Consider the following 19,266-nt stretch of genomic DNA (forward strand, 5'->3'; position numbering starts at 1 on the left):
CATAATAGCGTTATGTGGGGATTCGATGAATGTCCAGTGTAATTTCGATATCGTGGCGAAAATTAACGCTATTCGTTTATTCTACGGCCATGATCTAGCTCCGATTCTAATTACAGAAAACGTTCCGTAGCAAATATTCATACGGTATAGCGTCGAAGTAGGGTATGGCATGGTAAATGTTCGCATTGGACCAACACGATCGCGGAAGGGTGTCAGCCACACGGCGATCGCTCGGCCACCATGAGCGGAGCCGGCGACCCGGTCACGATCGACCTCGACCGACGGTCGTTCATGAAAGCTAGCGCGCTCGCCGGCGGCCTGTTCCTCGGCGGCGGCGTGACCGGGCACGTTCTCAGTCAGGAGGAGGAGGGCGAGGAGGGCGTCGTCGACGACGCCGAGACGTCGAAGGTGATCTGTAACTACTGCGCCGTCGGCTGCGGCTTCAAGGCCGTCAAGGACGGCGACTCCTTCGTCGCCCAGGAGCCGTGGTTCGAGAACCCGATCAACAACGGCTCGCTGTGCTCGAAGGGCGCCGGGATTCTCGAGACGGAACACTCGCCCAAGCGGCTCAAACATCCGATGCAGAAGGTCGACGGCGAGTGGCAGAAGCTCACCTGGGACGAGGCCTACAGCGAGATCGCCGACACGTGGGAAGAGACGATCGAGGAGTACAGCCGCGAGAGCGTCATGCTGTTGGGCAGCGCTCACCACGCCAACGAGGAGGCCTACGCCATCCGCAAGCTCGCGGCCTTGATGGGCACTAACAATGTCGACCACCAGGCGCGGATCTGTCACTCCCCGACGGTCACGGGCCTGGCCAACACCTGGGGCTTCGGCGCGATGACGAACACGATCAACGACTACCGCAACTTCGATCTGCTCATCATCCTCGGCCAGAACCCCGCCGAGTCCCACCCGATCGCGATGCAGCACATCCTGGAGGGCCAGGCTCGCGGCGGGACGATCGTCTCGATCGATCCGCGCTACACGAAGACGTCGGCCCACGCCGACTACTACTATCGGCTGCGGCCGGGGACGGACGTAGCGCTGGTCTTCGGGTTGCTCAACTACGTCCGCGAGCAGGACGGACTCGACGACACCTTCCTCGAGGAGCGGGTGATGGGCTGGCCCGACGCCGAGACCGAACTCGACCGGTACGACCTCGACACGGTCTCGGATATCACCTGGATCGATCAGGCGGACCTCGAGGAGATCGGCGACCTAATCATCGAGAACGTCCCTCACATCCAGGTCGAGTGGGCGATGGGCGGGACCCAGCACAACAACGGGACCCAGAACATCCGCGCCTACGCGCTGTTTAGCCTGGCAACCGGGAGCGCGGCTCGCTCGGGCGGCGGCCTGCAGGTTATGCGCGGGCACGCGAACGTCCAAGGGGCGACCGACCTCGGCGTCGACGCGAGCATCCTGCCGGGCTACTACGGCGTCGACTCGCCTGGCTCGTGGGAACACTGGGCCGACGTCTGGGATCAGAGCCCCTGGACCAGCGGCAGCACATCGTTCGAGGAGCTGTACAACAAGTTCGAGATGATGCCGGAGGACATGTGGGGCGGCATGGAGACACCGGCTGAGGTCGAGTCGCAGGGGGCGGGCGTCGACGTCGAGGAGGAAGAAGAGAGCCAAGGGGGCGAAGGAGAGGAGAGCGGAGGGGGCCAGGGAGACGAGGAGCAGGGCCAAGACCAGGAAGGAGACAACGAAGAGGAGGGCCTGGACCAGGAGGCCCCGATCGACGTCGAGGAGCGGTCGATGATGTTCCAGATCGGGCTGACCGTCGCCCGCTGGTACGAGGCGGCCCTCGGGCAGGAGGATCGCCTGCTCCAGTCGAACCTCTACCAGCCCGAGCCGCTGAAGATGGCGTTCTTCTGGGGTCACTCGGCGAACTCCATCAGCGAGATGGACCGGATGAAACGGGCGATGGAGTCGCTCGACCTCATGGTCGTCGTCGACGTCTTCCCGTCGGTCGCCGGGACGCTGCCCGACGACGCGAACGTCATCCTGCTGCCGGCCTCGAGCCAGTACGAGCACGTCCGGACGGTGACGAACTCCCACCGCTCGGTCCAGTGGAGCGAGCGGGCCTCGCCGCCGGCGCACAACTCGCGGCCCGACCTCCGGATCATGCAGGAGCTGGCCCACCACCTCGGGTTCGGCGACCACTTCGACTGGGGAAGCGGCCCCGAGATCCACAACGGCCAGAGCTCCTACGAGGACGCGCTCCGGGAAATCAACCTCGGGACCCGCTCGATCGGGTACCAGCAGTCCCCCGAGAAGCTCCAGCAACACAAGGAGTACGACTGGGCCTTCAACACGGACAACCTGCGGGCGGACACCAACGGGCTGCCGGTCGACGGCGACTACTGGATGCTCCCCTGGCCCTACTGGGGCGACGACCATCCCGGGTCGCCGATCATCTGGACGAAGGAGGCCGATCCCCGCGAGGGCGGTCACGACTTCCGTGAAAACTGGGGCGTCAGGGCCCCGAACCCCGACGAGTGGGAGCAGTTGGATATCGACAAGGAGTACCCGCTCCAGGAGACCGTCAATCAGGAGGGCGAGGATGGCCTCGACCTGATTGCCGACTCCTTCGAAGCGCCGTGGTGGGACGGCCAGCAGGTCAACGGCGTCCCGTCGTATCCGAACTACGCGACGATGCTGCCGGACGATCCGGCGAACGCGTCGACTCAGACGCTGCCCGTCGAGTACGCGCTCGACGAGTCGGAATCGGTCTACACCGCGGCCCAGGCGCTTAACGAGGAGTACGGCGACGAGGTCGACATCGATGCCTCGGCCTACGAGGAGTACGACTACGCCCAACCCGATCCGCCGACGGGTCGCGGGAAGGCCCGCGCGGTCGTCTGGAACTTCCTCGATACGGTGCCCGTCCACCGGGAACCGGTCGAGAGTCCGCGGCCCGACCTCGTCGAGGAGTGGCCGGCAAACGGCGAACAGACCAACTTCTGGCGGCTCGACCAGAACAACGCCTCGGTCCAGCAGCGAGCCACGGAGGCCGTCCACACCGAACTCGGTAGCGATTCCGAGAACGGACGGACGGTGATCCTGACCTCCGGTCGTCAGGTCGAACATCAGGGCGGCGGCGCCGAGACGCGGAACAACGAGTACACCGCCGACCGCCAGCCCCACATGTACGCGGAGATCAGCCCCGCGCTCGCCGAGGAACTGGACGTCGTGGGCGGCGACGATCACGTCGTCGTCACCTCGGCAGATAAGGGGTCGATCCTGGTGAAGGCCAATGTGACGAACCGGGTTAACGAGGAGGAGATCTTCCTCCCCTACCACTGGGGCGGCGTCTTCCACGGCGAGGACAGGAGCCCCAACTGGCCCGAGGGGACCGAACCGCTGGCGATCGGCGAGAGCGCGAACATCATCACGCCGAGCGGCTTCGACGCCGAGACGCAGATGCAGGAGACCAAATCGGGCGTCGTCCACGTCCAGAAGGCCACGCAGTCGGTCGTCGATGACCTCGACATGGAGTTCATCGACTACCCGCAGGACGAGGTCGGGCTCGGCGCACAGAAACAGTACGACGTCCGCGACTGGGACATGTTCGAGGGAGGTGCAACACAGTGACACAAGAGGAACCATCCGGCCAGATCATGAGCCAGGGCGTGATGAGCACCGGCGAGGGGATGCGGATCTTCCCCGACGTCGAGGCCTGTATCGACTGCGGCGGCTGCGTCGTCGCCTGCAAACGCACCTGGGACCGCGAAATTCAAAATCAGCGTATCGACATCACGACGATGGCCGAGGGGTCGGCCGGCCCGCAGGGCGAAAACGCCAACAAGACCGATCGATTGGAGGCCGGCGAACGACCTGGCGAGACGAGCCTGCCGATGCAGTGTTACCACTGCGAGAACGCACCCTGCGTGTCGGTCTGTCCGACCAACGCCTTACAGAAGGAAGACGACGGGTTCGTGTCGGTCAGTGAGGATCTCTGCGTCGGCTGCCAGTACTGCCTGTCGGGCTGTCCGTTCGGCGCGCCGCAGTTCCCGGACAGCAACGACGGCGCGGCCCAGATCTTCGGCACCGGCGGCATCATGGACAAGTGTACCGGCTGTCGCGAGCGCCAAGAAGCCCAGAAGGGACCGGCCTGCGCCGAAGAGTGCGCCACCGACGCGATCCTGGTCGGAGGCGCCGGCGAGATCGCCGACGAACTCGAGAAGCGAGACAGCGGCCCGTTCTTCAACGACGAGGCCATGGCGGTCATCTTCGGGGCGGAGGACGCCCAGCTATTCCAGTGAGCCATGAGCGACGAACAACCACCCGACGACTCCCGCGACCGTGACCGCGAGGGCGACGACACCCGGGCCGCGAACGAGCGAGAGCGAACCCGGGAGCGGACGACTGACGCTGTCGACCGCGAGGCCCGAGCCGACGACCAGGCCGGGGCATCGACATCGACAGTCCGGAACGGCGGCGCGTCCGATCCGGAGGCCGAGCCGTCGAGCGACGGCGGCGATACCGGGAGCGGCAGCGGCGGCCGCTCCGACCGAATCGCCTTCGTCGTCAGCGCGATCGTCGGTCTCGTACTGGCGGTCGGCTCTATCGCGCTGGTCTCCGGCCGTGGGCCGTTCTTCGAGGACCTCCTTCGTGTCCGCCCGAGCGTCGAGGGCGGCGGCGTCGGCGCCGACTGGGTCGTCGGTAACACGGAACCGGCCCTCGAGATCGCGATCGCCGTCGTTCACTTCGCGGACGTCATCATGGGGATCTTCATCCTCCTGATGGTGTTCATCCACTGGGCGGCGTTCCGCCGCCTGGCCGCCCGGATGCGACCGCCGGGAGCCCCGACCCGCGGCCGAGACGCGGCGGCGGCGACCGACGGCGGTGCGCCGAGCGGCGACGCGGAGCCGAATCCGGAGCCTGGCGACGGCGACGAAACCGACACCGATCCAAGCCGATCCGACGGCGGTGATGCCCGATGACCAACCTCGATCACGGGAAGTTCTCCCGCGTAACTACCACGTTCCACTCGCTGCTGGCGCTGACGGTGTTCTTCCTGTTCTTTACGGGGTACGCCATCGCCTTCAACACGGAGCTGTGGTGGATGGTCGAGCTGATGGGCGGCAATCGAGGCGTGCTCGCGGTCCACCGCTTCGCTGGGTTCTCGCTGATCCTGCTGACCGGGTTCTGGGTCACCTTCATGCTCCTTCGGTCGGCGAGCCGGGCCAACTTCCGCGAGGTGCTGCCGGACCTCCGGACAGACCTGGCGGCATTCATTCAAGACGTTAAGTTCGCGCTCGGGCGGACCGACGAGCGCCACCCGGCCGCCCGCCAATTCGCGGGCTACAAGGCCGAGGAGGTGCCGCTGATCTCCTACGTCGGGAAGGGCGTCATCTGGATCTTCACCGTGGAGTTGCTCCTCCTGATGCTCTCCGGGCTGCTCATCTGGCGCAAGACCTGGCTGATCGACTTCTACAACTCCCAGTCGGTCGTCATGGCCTTCGTCGCCTTCCACGGCCTGCTCGGGGTCATCATGCTGATGGGCGTGATGTTCCACACCTTCGAACACGGGTTCCACCCTGCGTTCTACCCGGTCGAGATGAAGGCGTTCCTGCCGAAGGATCGGACGCCGAACTTCCACGACGATCCGGACGAGTACGAAACCACCGGCATCGATCGGCTTCGCCTGCGCCCCTCCTGGCGGTGGGCGACCAACCTGATGGGCGTGCTGGTCGTCGTCGGCATCGTCAGCGTGATGATGGCCAGCCTCTCGTACGGCGGCTACCCGGTGCCCGACCGGTTGCAGTTCAACGAGGGCAGCGTCCTGCGCACCATCGGCGTCAACATCGGCATGCTGGTGTTGCTCGTCGGTCTCATGCTCTCGGTCTACGGGAACGTCCTCCGGGCGCGGTACCTGCGCCGACGTCGGACCGAACCGGCGGAAGACGTCGAGCGAGCGCCGGCGACCGCCGACGGCGGTGACCGCGACGGCGGAACCCAAACCAGCACCGACGGCGGCCCGCGACCGCCCGCCGATCGATCGACAGATACCGATCGGCCGGACGGCACCGCCGACTCCGGCGACTAACCGTCCGCCTCCGCCCGCTTTTCTCGAGTCGCGGCGCAGCGAGTCGCTCGCCAGGCGAGACCGACGCCACAAGCGCAGCGGTCGAAGCGCCGAAGATCCGTCGGAATCCCGACCGCTCCGGTGGGGATTTACCTGTGTCCGCATCGTGTGAGAAGACATGGCAGACGCGCTGTACTCGATCTACGCCGTCGCGATCCTGATCGTGGCCGTCGGCGGACTCGTAGGCGTCGTTTTCGGCACGCCGGACACCGAGGGTGGCTCGAAGTACCGGTTCGAGACGCTCGCGGCCGTCGCTGCCCTCTTTATCGTCGCGATGGTCGGAAGCTTCGTCCTGTAGCCGAACCGAGTCGATCCGCGAGCGGGAGCGGCGGGACGGTACCGCAACCGACCCCATCCGATTTCGTCGGAAGACCAGTGCCGACTAGCATTGGGGGCGGTCAGTAGCCGTGTTCCACGGCTCGCTGCAACTGGCGCCTAACGAGTATCATATACCAAACAGTATTGTATAGTTGTGTTAGAGGCGACAAAACTATCGGTCGTCTTTCTGGATCGGGGCCGACCGACACGGTCTGTCTTCGCGTGGTTGACCGCCGATCGGTCCCTCCCTAGCTCGCGTTTCATTTCGAGAGCAAAAATACGGTGTGTTGTACCGAATAAGTCCGTTACAGCTGTTCTATCACGGTATCCATCGACTGGCCGCTGAGATCGGCTGCCGCCGCTACCGGCCGCGAACGGTGTCTCCTGCGGCGCGGTTGAAATTCGATCGGTAGCCGTGACCGCGCCCATCAGTTCGGCTCCGGATCCAGCGGCAGCGACCGTTAGTAGATCGAGTATCTATCATATTAGAATACTACTCTCATTCCTGGTACTTGTTAGAATGAGGTCGAACGATCAACGTCGGCGGTCGCCCCCGAAGCGGTGATATCGTTCTCGCGTCTCGCCGACCGACCGCGTTCGAACGACGATCCGCGAGCCGAACCAACGTCAGGTGTCGATCGCCGCTCCCGGTCGATCGAACAGCCATCGGGGCGTCACCTGGTATCGTCGGCGCGACCGCGCAGCCGATAAAAATGTTGGCGAAGCTTGAAGATCGAATAAATGATGCATATCGGCCATGTTAAAATACGAGGTGGCCGGTCAGGGTGATTCGAACGTGGAGTGTGGTATCTGCTCCGAGCACACGTGATACGTTACCTTCACCATCTACCCCGGATAGCGTATCGGCGTTACTGTAGAAAAAGGAGCGTTCGACACCAGTGACGGACTAATTTTTTATTTGTGACAATATATGAGAGACGATACTTAGTTGCCGGTTGTGGTTTCTTCGACGGAGCGACTCGTGAACGCGCCTCCAATCAGTTTTCCAGCCTTCGGATTTACGGCCATACGATTGTAATTCCCAGTAAGTGATGCGTTGGAGTCGTGCTCGATAGCCAGCGCCGCATTGGTTCGCCGAATCGCTTCGGTGAGCGGGCGCGACTGTGGCATTCACAGTTTTCTAAAACGCCCGTTTCCTAATTATGAACGAAATGAGGAACGGGAAATTTTCCGCGGCCTCTCGATCAGCAAATCGGCTCTCGACCCGAGTTTTGCGGCTATTGCCGGGTCTCAACTCCGCCTAACGGGACGGTCTCCGCTCGACCGTCCGTCGCGCTCTCGCGCCGTGAAACCGAATGGCGTGGGTTCACTCGATGCCCCTATGGAGAACGAATATTCATTATTGATAAACACTATCGTATACGATGGCGATGGTTTCGGTAACTAATCACACGTATTTGCTGGTTGCCGGCCTCGTCTCATCGATCGGCCTGCTGAACCATTGATCCACATACTGACTACCATATTCGTAATTATTGAACACATAGGTATTTATAGGAAACGCTGACTAGGCATGGTATGGGCAAACAGGCGAACAATCCCGTCAAATCGGTCGTGACCACGTTCAGGATTCTCCAAACGCTGCGCCGGTTAGACGGGGCCGGCGTCACCGAACTGTCGACCGAACTCGATCTCCCGAAGAGTAGCGTCTACAACTACCTCAGCACGCTCGAGCAGGAAGAGTACGTCGTCAAGGAGGACGGGCAGTACACCCTCGGGCTCCGCTTTCTCGACCTCGGACGGTACGTGCGAGAGCGCGACGACCTCTACGAGACGGCCCGTCCCGAAATGGAGTCGATCGGCGAGGAGACCGGCGAACTCGTCAATCTGCTCGTCGAGGAACACGGCCAGGGCGTCTACGTCTGCCGCGTCCGGGGCGACCAGGCCGTCAACGTCGCGGCGAGTACGGGCCACCGCGTCTCGTTACACAACACGGGGCTCGGAAAGGCGATCCTCGCGTATCTGCCCGAAGAGCGTGTCGACGAGATCCTCGACGAGAACGGGCTGTCGGCCGATACGCCGCACACGATCACCGATCGCGACGAACTCAAGGCCGAACTCGATCGGATCCGCGAACGCGGCGTCGCGTTCGACCGCGAGGAGCGCATCGGCGGCCTCTGCTGCGTCGCCGTGCCGGTTCTCGATCTCGACGACCGGCCGATCGGGGCGCTCAGCGTCGCCGGCCCGACGAGCCGCATGAAGGGAGAGCGGTTCGAGAGCGAACTGCCCGAACTGCTGAAGAGCGCGGCGAACGTCATCGAACTAAATCTCACGTACTCCTGAGAGCCCGATCGGATCAAACCCACGCTACGCCGTCGCACAAACTACTGTTCATCGAAGACGAACGAACGTCTCACGCTCGACGCCAGGCGACGACGTCGGCCGCGGTCGTCCGTTCGAGGGTGCCGCGATCGACGTGGGCGTCGAGGTGACCCGACAGCGGGTACGCGAGATCGACGTCGAGCCCGTAGCTGCCGCGCCGGTCGACGACGGCGTCGATGGCCTCTTGGAGCGTGATCGTCCCGCGGTCGTCGACCAGGTCGAGCGCGAGCGCGTCGAGTTCCGACGCGAACGCCAGCGACTCGTCGACGAACGCCGTGACGTCGTCGCCCTCGAAGACCTCGTAGTGGGTCAGCGAGAGGATTTCCGGCGAGAGGGTTCGAAGCAGTTCGATCGTGTCCCGGTACTCGGGGTAGCGGTAGTACGGCGGCGGCTGGATGGAGTCGCCGTCGACGGTGAACACGCCGCGGCCGAAGATCGCGTCGCCGCCGAGTACGACGTCGTATTCGGGGTCGTAGAGCGCGAGGTGACCACGCGTGTGTCCGGGCGTGTGCAGGACCCGGAGGTCCCGGTCGGCGAGCGCCAGGCGCTCCCCGCCGCGGAGGCGGAGATCGATCCGTTCGTCGGGGCCCAGCATGCCGTCCAGCCACTCGCGGGTGGCCGCGTCGTAGCCGATGTCGTGGTCGGCCTCGAACATGCCGTAGCGCTCGCGCATGATTCGGTCGACGCTCTCCATCAAAGGGGCGTCTGCGTCGTGAGCCGCGAACGTGACACCAGGTGCGTGCTCGCGGAGTTCGCGGTTGCCGCCGTGGTGGTCGGCGTCGGCGTGCGTGATCACGGCCAGCGAGACGTCTTCGAGCGACCATCCCTGTGCTTCGAGGAACGGACGGTAGACGGTCGTCGGTGCGTCGACGACGCCGGGATCGACGATGATGGGGCCGTCGGCGCCCTCGAGGACGTGATAGCCGTGGAGCTTCTCGTCGATGACGGTCTCGACTCGGTAGATTCCGGGCGCTATCGTGTCAGTCTCTATCGCTCGCATTCGTTCGATCGAATTTTCGTCGGAGCTACAAAAGCGTTCGTTCGAGCGGGGTGTCGGCCGTCGAGCGGTGACCGGCCGGCGGAACCGGGTAGCCGATCAGAACGCGCTGTCCGCGAACCCGCCGTCGACCGTGAGGACCTCGCCGGTGACGAACGACGCCGCGTCGCTGGCGAGGTAGATCGCCGCGCCGACGATCTCCTCGCGCTCGGCGACCCGACTCAGCGGGGTCCGCTCGTCGATGCGCTGGCGCTTCTCGGTTCCCTCGGCGTACGTGTCCGCGTTCTGGGGCGTGATGACGAACCCGGGCGCGATCGCGTTGACCCTGATCTCCGGGGCCAGTTCCTTCGCAGACGCACGCGTGAATGCCTCGACGCCGCCCTTGGCCGCAGAATAGGCCGGCAGGTTCGCCATCGAGAGCCTGGCCGACAGCGAGGAGATGTTGATGATCGATCCGCCCTCCTCGATCGCCGGTGCGAACGCCTGGGTGACCCGGCGGACGCCGTCGAGGGCGACGTCGGTGACGAAGTCCCAGTCCTCCTCCGAAATGCCCTCGACGGTCGCCCGGGAGATGGCCCCCTGGGAGGCGACGACGATGTCGATCCCGCCAAGTTCGTCGACGGCCGTTTCACGAACCCGATCGAGCGAATCGTGCTCGGTGACGTCGCAGGTGACGCGTGCCGTGTCGACACCCCGGTCTTCGATCGCCGCCGCGGTCTCCTCGACTTTCGTCTCGTCGCGACTCGTCGCGACGACGTCGGCGCCCTCTTCCGCGAAGCCGAGAGCGATCGCCTGTCCGATGCCGCTGGTCCCGCCGATGACGACGGCGCGTTTGCCGTCGACGGTCACCGGGCTATGTCGGTAATCGACCATGCGGTGACCGAACTCGTCTATCCCTATTATGGTTTCCCTCCGTCGCGGTGCCGGGCGGTCGCAGGCGCGAGCGGCGATCCGTCGCCATCGACCGGCGGATCGGGTCGTCGTGAAACCCCACAGAATTATAACTACCGGCGATCGATGCGGAACCATGCGCGGACTTGCCAAGACCAGTCGTAGCCACGGAGCCATGGAACTCGTCGACCGCGAGCGGCCCGAGCCCGGACCCGACGAGGCGCTGATCGAAGTCGACTACGCGGGCCTGTGCGGAAGCGACGCGGGGATCTACGAGTTCGAATCGGCGTTCGAGCGGATGGAGCTGCCGACCGTCATCGGCCACGAGTACACCGGCCGGGTCGTCGAGACCGGCGACGACGTCACGAAGTTCTCTGTCGGCGACCGCGTCGTCGAACGGCCGATCCGGGGCTGTGGCGACTGCTACCAGTGCGAGATCGGCCAGGAGAACGTCTGCCAGAACGCCGTGATCACGGGCGTCGACCACGACGGCGCGTACGCAGGGCACATCGCCGTTCCCGAGACGGCACTCCATCCCGTCCCCGACGACGTCGACCCCAAACACGCCGCGCTCGTCGAACCGACGAGCATCGGCGCGCGGGCGGTCATCCAGAACTCCCGCGTGAGCCCCGGCGACCACGTCATGGTCGCCGGCCCCGGCCCCATCGGTCAGCTCACGGCTCAGATCGCGCGGTCCCAGGGCGGCGAGGTCGTCGTCGCCGGCGTCGGACGAGACGCCGACTACCGGCTCCCGCTCGCCGAGGACCTCGGCTTCGAGACGATAAACGTCGCGGACGACGACCTCGACGCCAGGCGCGACGAACTGACCGACGGCATCGGCTACGACGTGGTCTTCGACACGACCGGCCACCCCTCGGGTCTGACGATGGCGGTCGACGAGGTCCGGAAGGGTGGGCAAATTGTCCTCGTCGGCCAGACCGGCGAGACCACGATGCCCTACTCTCCGCTCGTGCGCTCGGAGATCGACCTGCAGTGTTCCTACGCCTCGATGTACGAGGACTTCGAGCGCTCGCTGCGGCTGATCGCCTCCGGCGACGTCGACCACGCGACCTTTCTCGACGACCGGTTCAGCCTGCTCGAGGCCGACGACGCGTTCGAGACGTTCCTCGATGGCGGCACCTGTAAACCCGTCTTCGACATCTCGGTGCTGCGGAACTGACGCGCCTACCGCGAGTCCGATCGGCTTCACGGCAATCGGATCGGAACAGGTCACGCGTCAGACAGAAGTTTTAGTAGTGACTGTCGTAATTCACGAACGTCGATGGACTACAGACAGCTGTCCGACCCGAACGCAGAGTATACGATGCGCGACCTCTCCGCGGAGACGATGGGGGTTTCCAACTCCCGCGGGCCGCGCGACGTGAAGATCACCGACGTCCAGACGACGATCGTCGACGGCAACTACCCGTGGACCCTCGTCCGCGTCTACACCGATGCCGGGATCGTCGGCAACGGCGAATCCTACTGGGGCGCCGGCGAACAGGAGATCATCGAGCGGATGGCCCCCTTCATCGAGGGCGAGAACCCGCTGGACATCGACCGGCTCTACGAGCACCTGGTCCAGAAGCTCTCGGGCGAGGGCTCGATCTCAGGGAAGGCGATCTCCGCGATCTCCGGGATCGAACTCGCGCTCCACGACGTCGCGGGCAAGATCCTGGAGGTCCCGGCCTACCAGCTACTGGGCGGCAAGTACCGCGACGAGATGCGGATCTACTGCGACTGCCACACCGAGGAGGAGGCCGACCCCGACGCCTGCGCCGACGAGGCAGAACGCGTCGTCGGGGACCTGGGCTACGACGCCTTGAAGTTCGATCTCGACGTCCCTTCGGGTCACGAGAAAGACCGCGCGAACCGCCATCTCCGGAACCCCGAAATCGAGCACAAGGCCGAAATCGTCGAGAAAGTTACCGAGCGCGTCGGCGACCGCGCCGACGTCGCCTTCGACTGCCACTGGTCGTTCAGCGCCGGCAGCGCACACCGCTTAGCCGAACGGCTCGAAGAGTACGACGTCTGGTGGCTCGAAGACCCGATCCCGCCGGAGAACCACGACGTCCAGGCGGAGGTCACCAAGCGGACCTCGACGCCGATCACCGTCGGCGAGAACGTCTACCGCGATCACGGCAACCGCCGGCTGCTCGAGGAGCAGGCCGTCGACATCGTCGCGCCGGACGTTCCCCGCGTCGGCGGCATGCGCCAGACCCGGAAGGTCGCGGACCTCGCCGACCTGTACTACGTACCGGTCGCGATGCACAACGTGTCCTCGCCGATCGGCACGATGGCCAGCATTCACGTCGGCGCGGCGATCCCCAACTCCCTGGCCGTCGAGTACCACTCCTACGAACTCGGCTGGTGGTCGGACCTGATCGAGGAGGACATCATTCACGAGGGGTACGCCGAAGTACCGGAGAAGCCGGGGCTCGGCGTGACGCTCGACCTCGACGCCGTCGAGGAGCACTTGGCTGACGGTGAGACGTTGTTCGACGAAGCGTGAGCGACGTCGAACTCACGGAGCTTCGATCTGGGTTGTTCGATGAGGCGTAAGCTGATATCGAGCCCGCAAATCCCCGATTTGCGTCGTTTGACGAAGCGTGAGCGAAGTCGAATTCGCGGAGTGCCGCTCCGGGTCGTTCGATGAAGTATCGCTTCATCGGGCTCGCGGATCGGACCGCTGTGTCGATCGACGCGGCGCGAGACGCGACGCGTTCCGACGCGTGAACGGATCGCGACGGGATCCGGTCGGTCACCGGTTCCGGTGACGGACTGCCGTACCCGCGACGGACGTACCGCCTTCGAGAGCATCCGTCCCACCTTTCTATTCGGTAGCGGTATCGCCTGCGCCCGGAGGGAATCGCGAGCCGGACCACGGCTCCAAGCGATGCGTTCGGCGCCAGCATCGACAACGTGTAGCTGACTTGTACCGGTAGTTTTATAATTATATACGCTTGTTTTCCAATTAGTATGGTTAACAATAACACGGCTGACAATGGTATGGGGAGACGGACGTATCTCGGTGGCGTCGCGGCGAGCGCCGCGCTCGGCCTGGCCGGCTGTGTCGGGGATGGGGGAAGCGACTCCGGCGAACTCGAGGTGTTGCACGGCTGGACCGGGGGTGACGGGGCGGACGCCGTCGACGCGCTCACCACTGCCTTCGAGGAGGAACATTCCGACGTCGAGTCGAACTTCCAGCCCGTCGGTGGCGACGGGAACGTCGAACTGAACACGAAGATTCTCCAGCGATTGACCAACTCCAATCCCATGAGTTCCTTCGCGAACTGGCCGGGGAACAACCTCGAGCGATACCGGGGCGGCCTGATGGACCTCGAAGAGGACGTCTGGGAGGCGGAAGGGTACAAGGAGAGCATACAGGATCGAGCGATCGATTACTGTACGTTCAACGATAAGATGCCGGCGGTCCCGCTCGGGTCCCACCGGATGAACAACCTCTTTTATAACACGACCGCGTTCGAGGAGGCCGGCGTCGACGCCGAGAGCCTCGATAGCGTGTCGGACTTCCTCGACGCGCTCGACACAATCGATCGAGAGACCGATTACACGCCCTTCGCACACGGGATGCGCGCGCCGTTTCTCGGCCTGCAGACGTGGGCCCAGATCCTCACGAGTCAGAGCGGCGTCGACGCGTACATGGACTTCATCGAGGGCAACGGCGACAGGGACGCGATAATCGACGCGCTCGAAACGCTCCGAGAAATTCAGGAAAACTACATCAACGCCGACGCGTCCTCGATCGGGTACACGACAGCCGCCCAGAAGATCATCGGCGACGCGGACGAGCCGAGCGACGCCGCGTGTATCCACGGCGGCAACTGGCTCTACGGAATGTTCCGCGGCGACGACAGCTTCAACTACGGCGAAGAGTGGAACTGGGCCCCCTTCCCCGGCACCGAGGGGATCTACTTCTACCACATCGACGCGTTCGTCGCACCCGGAAGCAACCCGAGTCGGGAGCAGACGATCACCTGGCAGAAGTTCGTCGGCACGAAGACGGCGCAGATCGAGTTCAACAATCTCAAAGGCTCGGTTCCGCTCCGAACTGATATCGACCCCGGCGAACTGACGGACTTTCTGGCGATGACCTACGAGGACCTGACCGACTCCGAAGCGTATCCCCCGACGATCGCCCACGGGCTCGCCGTCGAACCCGAGGCCATGAACGACTGCAAGAGCGCCATCGGGAACCACTTCATGGGTCCGTATGACGCCGAAGCGGCGGCTGACGGACTGCTCGATGCCGTTTCCCAGTGATGGGCCATACTCGACTTCCGTCTCCACCCGGACCCCGACCGGATACCGCGCTATCATAACTCAATTTTTATTACGGTCGGAAGTAATGGCTAGCCCGATGGCAACGCGCGACAAGACAGAACCGACGGCAGTACCGACGGAGGAGGTGGTAGACTGGAAGACGAAGCTCAGGTACTTCCTGAACAGCGACTTCGTCCGGTCGTCACCGTACTGGGGGATTCCCTTCATACTGATGGGAATCGCCGTCTACGGAGGAATCGGCTACAATATCGCGATCTCGTTTACCGATTACGCGGGAATCGGTCAACCGACGTTCTCCAGCTTCGACCTCGAGATGTACCGGGAAGCGCTCGCGAGCGAGGCGTTCCGCGAGGCTGCATTCAACAACTTCGTCCTGCTCATCGCCTTCACGACGATCTCGCTGGCGCTGGGGCTGTTCCTCGCGATCTTGCTCGATCACGGGATCCGATACAAGGACAAGATCCAGACGATCTATCTCCTTCCGATGGCCCTCTCGTTCGTCGTCACGGCCCAGCTCTGGCTGTGGATGTTCAATCCCGAAAGCGGCGTCCTGACGGTCATCGTGACGACGCTCGGCTTCGAACCGATCGACTGGCTCGGCAACCCGCGGCTCGCCCTGCCGGCGGTCATCTTCGCGCTCGTCTGGCAGTTCAGCGGGTACGCGATGGTCGTCTACCTCGCGGGCCTCCAGTCGATCCCCGCTGACCAGTTCGAAGCGGCGAACGTCGACGGCGCGAGCACGATCCGGACCTACCTCCGGATCATCGTGCCACAACTCAAGGAGTCGTCGGTCAGCGCGGCCGTCGTCCTGATGGTATTCGCGCTCAAGGCCTTTACCTTCCTCTACTCGCTGGTCGGCCAGTACCGGCCGCCCAACGGGACCGACATTCTGGCCACGCTGATGGTTCGCCAGGCGTTCAAGTTCGGAAAGTGGGCCTACGGGGCCGCGATCGCGACGATGTTGCTATTGCTCGCGCTGAGCGTCATCGCGCCGTACCTCGCGTACCAACACCGTCAGGGGAGCCTCTAACATGTCACAGTCAACCTCCAGATCACCAATCGACGTCGAATCGCTCGTCGAGGACTTCAATTACAGGCGAGTCGGGCAGTACGCGCTGGTCGTGCTCTTCCTGGGTTTCTTCCTCGTGCCGCTCGAGACGGGTATCATGACGGCCCTGAAGACGAATTCGGCCGTCGCGCGGTCGCTGCCGTTCGCACCGCCCGTCGGGGACGGGTTCACGCTGGCGAACCTCGAGTACGCGTTCAATCAGCTCACGCGCGCGTTCGTAAACTCGCTGCTCATGGCGGTCCCGGCGACGATCCTCAACGTTCTGCTCGCGAGCATGGCCGCCTACGGGCTCACGATGGTCTCTTGGCGCGGTCAGCTGGCGGTGCTGTCGTTGTTCCTGGTCGGTGTCTTCGTCCCCTACCAGGCCGTGCTGGTACCGCTGGCACAGTTTTGGAACAATATCTTCCCGTTGGCACGGATGCTGGAGCCGCTGTTCGCGGCCGTCCCGCTGTTGCAGGGCGAGCACTCGCGGCTGGTACCGCTGATCATCACGCACGTCGCGTACGGGATTCCGATCTGTACGGTCCTCTTTCGATCGTACTACAAGGGCATGCCCAACTCGCTGGTGGAGGCGGCCAAGATCGACGGCGCGAGCATCACGAAGATCTACCGGCGTATCGTCCTGCCGCTGTCGCTGCCGATGTTCGGCGTCGTGTTCATCTACCAGTTCACCCAGATCTACAACGAGTTCCTGTTCTCGTTCACCCTCATTCCGGGCGCCGGTCACTCGGCGGCGCCGGTGACGCTGATCCTCCCGGCGATCGGCGCTTCGACCGAGGGGATCGACTTCGGGATCCGAATGTCCGCGGCGTTCCTCGCGGCGCTGCCGACGATCATCCTCTACGTCGCGTTTGCAGAACAGTTCGCGAAAGGACTGCGCACGGAGAGTGGATAACTGATGGGACGCATTCAACTCGATCATCTGACGAAACGATTCGGAGACACGGTCGCCGTCGAGGACGTAACTCTCGACATCGAGGACGGCGAGTTCCTCGTTCTGGTCGGCCCCTCCGGGTGCGGGAAGTCGACGACGCTGCGGATGGTCGCCGGCCTCGAGACGCCGTCCGAAGGCAACCTCTACATCGACGGCGCCCACATGAACTACCGCGTGCCCCAGAACCGGGACATCGCGATGGTCTTCCAGGACTACGCGCTGTACCCGCACATGACCGTTCGGGAGAACATCCGGTTCGGGCTCGAAGAGGAGGCCGAGTACACCGCCGCGGAGATGGACGATCGCGTCGCGGCGGTCGCCGCCGACCTCGGAATCGACGACCTGCTCGACCGCAAGCCAGGCGAACTCTCGGGCGGCCAGCAACAGCGGGTCGCGCTGGGTCGGGCGATCGTCCGCGATCCGGAGGTCTTCCTGATGGACGAACCGCTGGCCAACTTGGACGCGAAGCTTCGGTCCCAGATGCGGACCGAGCTCCAGCAGCTCCAGTCGGACCTCGGCGTGACGACCGTCTACGTCACGCACAACCAGACGGAGGCGATGACGATGGGCGACCGGATCGTCGTGTTGAACGACGGGCACCTGCAGCAGGTCGGCGAACCGCTGGAACTCTACCACGAGCCGGCCAACCGATTCGTCGCGGGGTTCATCGGCGAGCCGATGATGAACTTCCTCCGGGGGCGCAACGACGACGGCGCCTTCGTCGGCGACTACCTCGAGTACCCGTTCGACGAGCGGCTCGCCGACGCCGTCGGCGACGCCGACGAACTCGTGCTCGGGGTCCGCCCCGAGGCCGTCGACGTGCGGCGGGCCGAGGCTGCCGGGTCGGCGCTCGGGCCTCACGAGTTCCGGATGCGGGTGACGGTCACCGAGACGCACGGCGACCAGAACGTGGTGTCGCTTACGGCCGACGAGGAGACGGACCACGACGCCCTACGGGCGGTGACCGACGGGATGCACGTCGTCGACCAGTCCGACTCGGTCGTGGTCTCCATCGTCCCCGACGCGGTCCACGTCTTCGACGGCGCGACCGGCGACGCGTTGTGCAACCGACGGCTCGAAACCGAACGCAAACTCACGACGGTGTAATCGCATATGGCGCGCTTAGAACTCGACGACGTAACCAAGGTGTATCGGGAGAGCGACGGTGATAGTGACGCGGGCGTCGTTGCGGTCGACGACGTCTCGGTCGACATCCCCGACGGGGACTTCCTCGTGTTGGTCGGCCCCTCCGGCTGTGGGAAGTCGACGACGCTGCGGATGATCGCCGGCCTCGAAACGGTGACCGACGGCGAGATCAGGCTCGGCGACCGGACCATCAACGACGTGTCCGTCCAGGAGCGGGATATCGCGATGGTCTTTCAGTCGTACGCGCTGTACCCGCACAAGACCGTCCGCGAGAACATGTCCTTCGGGCTCGAGGAGTCGACGGACCGCTCCGACGGCGAGATCGTCGAGACCGTCTCGGAGGTCGCGACCCTCATGGGCATCGACGACCTGCTCGACCGCAAACCAGGCGAACTCTCGGGCGGCCAGCAACAGCGGGTCGCGCTGGGTCGGGCGATCGTCCGCGATCCCGACGTCTTTCTGATGGACGAGCCGCTGTCGAACCTGGACGCGAAGCTCCGCGCGGAGATGCGAACGGAGCTGCAACATCTCCAGGAGCAACTGGGCGTGACGACCGTCTACGTCACCCACGACCAGACCGAAGCGATGACGATGGGCGATCGGATCGCCGTGTTGGATCAGGGAACGCTCCAGCAGGTCGGCACGCCGTTGGAGTGCTACCACGAGCCGAACAACCTGTTCGTCGCGGGATTCATCGGCGAACCCTCGATGAACTTCTTCGACGGCCGATTCGAGGGGGACGCGATCGCGACCGACGCCTTCGAGTACCCGCTCTCCGCGGACCTTGACCTGCCGGCCGAAACCGGCCTCGAGGACGGCAGCGGCCTGGTCTTCGGGATCCGTCCGGAGGACATCACGCTCCGCGGCCAGGCGACGGGCGAGCGCTGCTTCGCGGCCGAGGTGACGGTCGTGGAGCCGATGGGCAACGAGAACATCGTCCACCTCCGGTTCGACGACGCGGACGGCGGCGAGTCGTTCATCGCGACGACCGAGGGGATTCCGAGGGTCAGCGACGACGACCGGATCGGCGTCGAGTTTCCGGAGGAAGCGATTCACCTCTTCGACGCCGAGACCGGAGCGGCGGTGAAGAACCGACGGCTGTCCTTTACGGGGGCGGCCGAAGGGACGCTTCCGTAAGCGGACGCTGTTCTATCCCTCTAGCG

At 64.3% G+C, this 19,266-nt stretch carries 15 protein-coding genes; 13 read left to right on the top strand and 2 right to left on the bottom strand.

Annotated features, from left to right (window positions below; genetic code table 11):
* The first annotated feature begins 240 nt into the window (after nt 1-240).
* The 6 genes from BMY29_RS03260 to BMY29_RS03285 all read left to right on the top strand — a co-directional run bounded on the left by BMY29_RS03260 (nt 241) and on the right by BMY29_RS03285 (nt 8,722).
* Nucleotides 241-3,603 (top strand): molybdopterin-dependent oxidoreductase, encoded by a 3,363-nt coding sequence (locus tag BMY29_RS03260; RefSeq protein ID WP_074854618.1) that lies wholly within the window; start codon nt 241-243, stop codon nt 3,601-3,603.
* A 26-nt stretch (nt 3,604-3,629) separates the two neighbouring features.
* On the top strand, nt 3,630-4,274 hold the full coding sequence (locus tag BMY29_RS03265) for a 4Fe-4S dicluster domain-containing protein (protein ID WP_173424956.1): 645 nt from the start codon (nt 3,630-3,632) through the stop codon (nt 4,272-4,274).
* Nucleotides 4,275-4,277: 3 nt separating this feature from the next.
* Nucleotides 4,278-4,955, top strand: a complete 678-nt coding sequence (locus BMY29_RS20860) for a hypothetical protein (RefSeq protein ID WP_049992218.1) — start codon at nt 4,278-4,280, stop codon at nt 4,953-4,955.
* Complete coding sequence (locus BMY29_RS03275; RefSeq protein WP_049992217.1) at nt 4,952-6,061, top strand: cytochrome b/b6 domain-containing protein; 1,110 nt, start codon at nt 4,952-4,954, stop codon at nt 6,059-6,061. The genes BMY29_RS20860 and BMY29_RS03275 overlap by 4 nt, the downstream gene beginning before the upstream one ends.
* A gap of 157 nt (nt 6,062-6,218) precedes the next feature.
* Nucleotides 6,219-6,398, top strand: coding sequence for a hypothetical protein (locus tag BMY29_RS03280; protein WP_049992216.1), 180 nt, complete (start codon nt 6,219-6,221; stop codon nt 6,396-6,398).
* 1,559 nt (nt 6,399-7,957) lie between these two features.
* Complete coding sequence (locus tag BMY29_RS03285) at nt 7,958-8,722, top strand: IclR family transcriptional regulator (RefSeq protein WP_049992215.1); 765 nt, start codon at nt 7,958-7,960, stop codon at nt 8,720-8,722.
* 70 nt (nt 8,723-8,792) lie between these two features.
* On the opposite strand, the gene BMY29_RS03290 is transcribed toward BMY29_RS03285, so the two are convergent.
* Together BMY29_RS03290 and BMY29_RS03295 are read right to left on the bottom strand one after the other, a co-directional pair.
* The gene (locus tag BMY29_RS03290; protein ID WP_049992214.1) at nt 8,793-9,761 is read right to left on the bottom strand and encodes an MBL fold metallo-hydrolase; all 969 of its coding nucleotides are present in this window, start codon (nt 9,759-9,761) and stop codon (nt 8,793-8,795) included.
* 96 nt (nt 9,762-9,857) lie between these two features.
* Nucleotides 9,858-10,631: an SDR family NAD(P)-dependent oxidoreductase gene (locus BMY29_RS03295; protein ID WP_049992213.1), complete on the bottom strand. Its 774-nt coding sequence runs from the start codon at nt 10,629-10,631 to the stop codon at nt 9,858-9,860.
* A gap of 154 nt (nt 10,632-10,785) precedes the next feature.
* Here BMY29_RS03295 and BMY29_RS03300 point away from each other — a divergent pair, with 154 nt between their 5' ends.
* The 7 genes from BMY29_RS03300 (at nt 10,786) to BMY29_RS03330 (ending at nt 19,240) form a co-directional block, all read left to right on the top strand.
* Nucleotides 10,786-11,829, top strand: a complete 1,044-nt coding sequence (locus tag BMY29_RS03300) for a zinc-dependent alcohol dehydrogenase (RefSeq protein ID WP_049992212.1) — start codon at nt 10,786-10,788, stop codon at nt 11,827-11,829.
* 102 nt (nt 11,830-11,931) lie between these two features.
* Nucleotides 11,932-13,161 carry a mandelate racemase/muconate lactonizing enzyme family protein gene (locus tag BMY29_RS03305; RefSeq protein ID WP_049992211.1) on the top strand — a complete coding sequence of 410 codons (1,230 nt, stop codon included), beginning with the start codon at nt 11,932-11,934 and terminating at the stop codon, nt 13,159-13,161.
* A gap of 497 nt (nt 13,162-13,658) precedes the next feature.
* Nucleotides 13,659-14,933 carry an ABC transporter substrate-binding protein gene (locus tag BMY29_RS03310; protein WP_049992210.1) on the top strand — a complete coding sequence of 425 codons (1,275 nt, stop codon included), beginning with the start codon at nt 13,659-13,661 and terminating at the stop codon, nt 14,931-14,933.
* A 97-nt stretch (nt 14,934-15,030) separates the two neighbouring features.
* Nucleotides 15,031-15,984, top strand: coding sequence for a carbohydrate ABC transporter permease (locus BMY29_RS03315; RefSeq protein WP_049992209.1), 954 nt, complete (start codon nt 15,031-15,033; stop codon nt 15,982-15,984).
* A gap of 1 nt (nt 15,985) precedes the next feature.
* Complete coding sequence (locus BMY29_RS03320) at nt 15,986-16,918, top strand: carbohydrate ABC transporter permease (protein ID WP_049992208.1); 933 nt, start codon at nt 15,986-15,988, stop codon at nt 16,916-16,918.
* 3 nt (nt 16,919-16,921) lie between these two features.
* On the top strand, nt 16,922-18,064 hold the full coding sequence (locus tag BMY29_RS03325) for an ABC transporter ATP-binding protein (protein WP_074854619.1): 1,143 nt from the start codon (nt 16,922-16,924) through the stop codon (nt 18,062-18,064).
* 6 nt (nt 18,065-18,070) lie between these two features.
* Nucleotides 18,071-19,240 (top strand): ABC transporter ATP-binding protein, encoded by a 1,170-nt coding sequence (locus tag BMY29_RS03330; RefSeq protein ID WP_074854620.1) that lies wholly within the window; start codon nt 18,071-18,073, stop codon nt 19,238-19,240.
* The last annotated feature ends 26 nt before the right edge of the window (nt 19,241-19,266 follow it).

Origin of the sequence: Natrinema salifodinae (assembly GCF_900110455.1) — an archaeon.
Lineage (GTDB): Archaea > Halobacteriota > Halobacteria > Halobacteriales > Natrialbaceae > Natrinema > Natrinema salifodinae.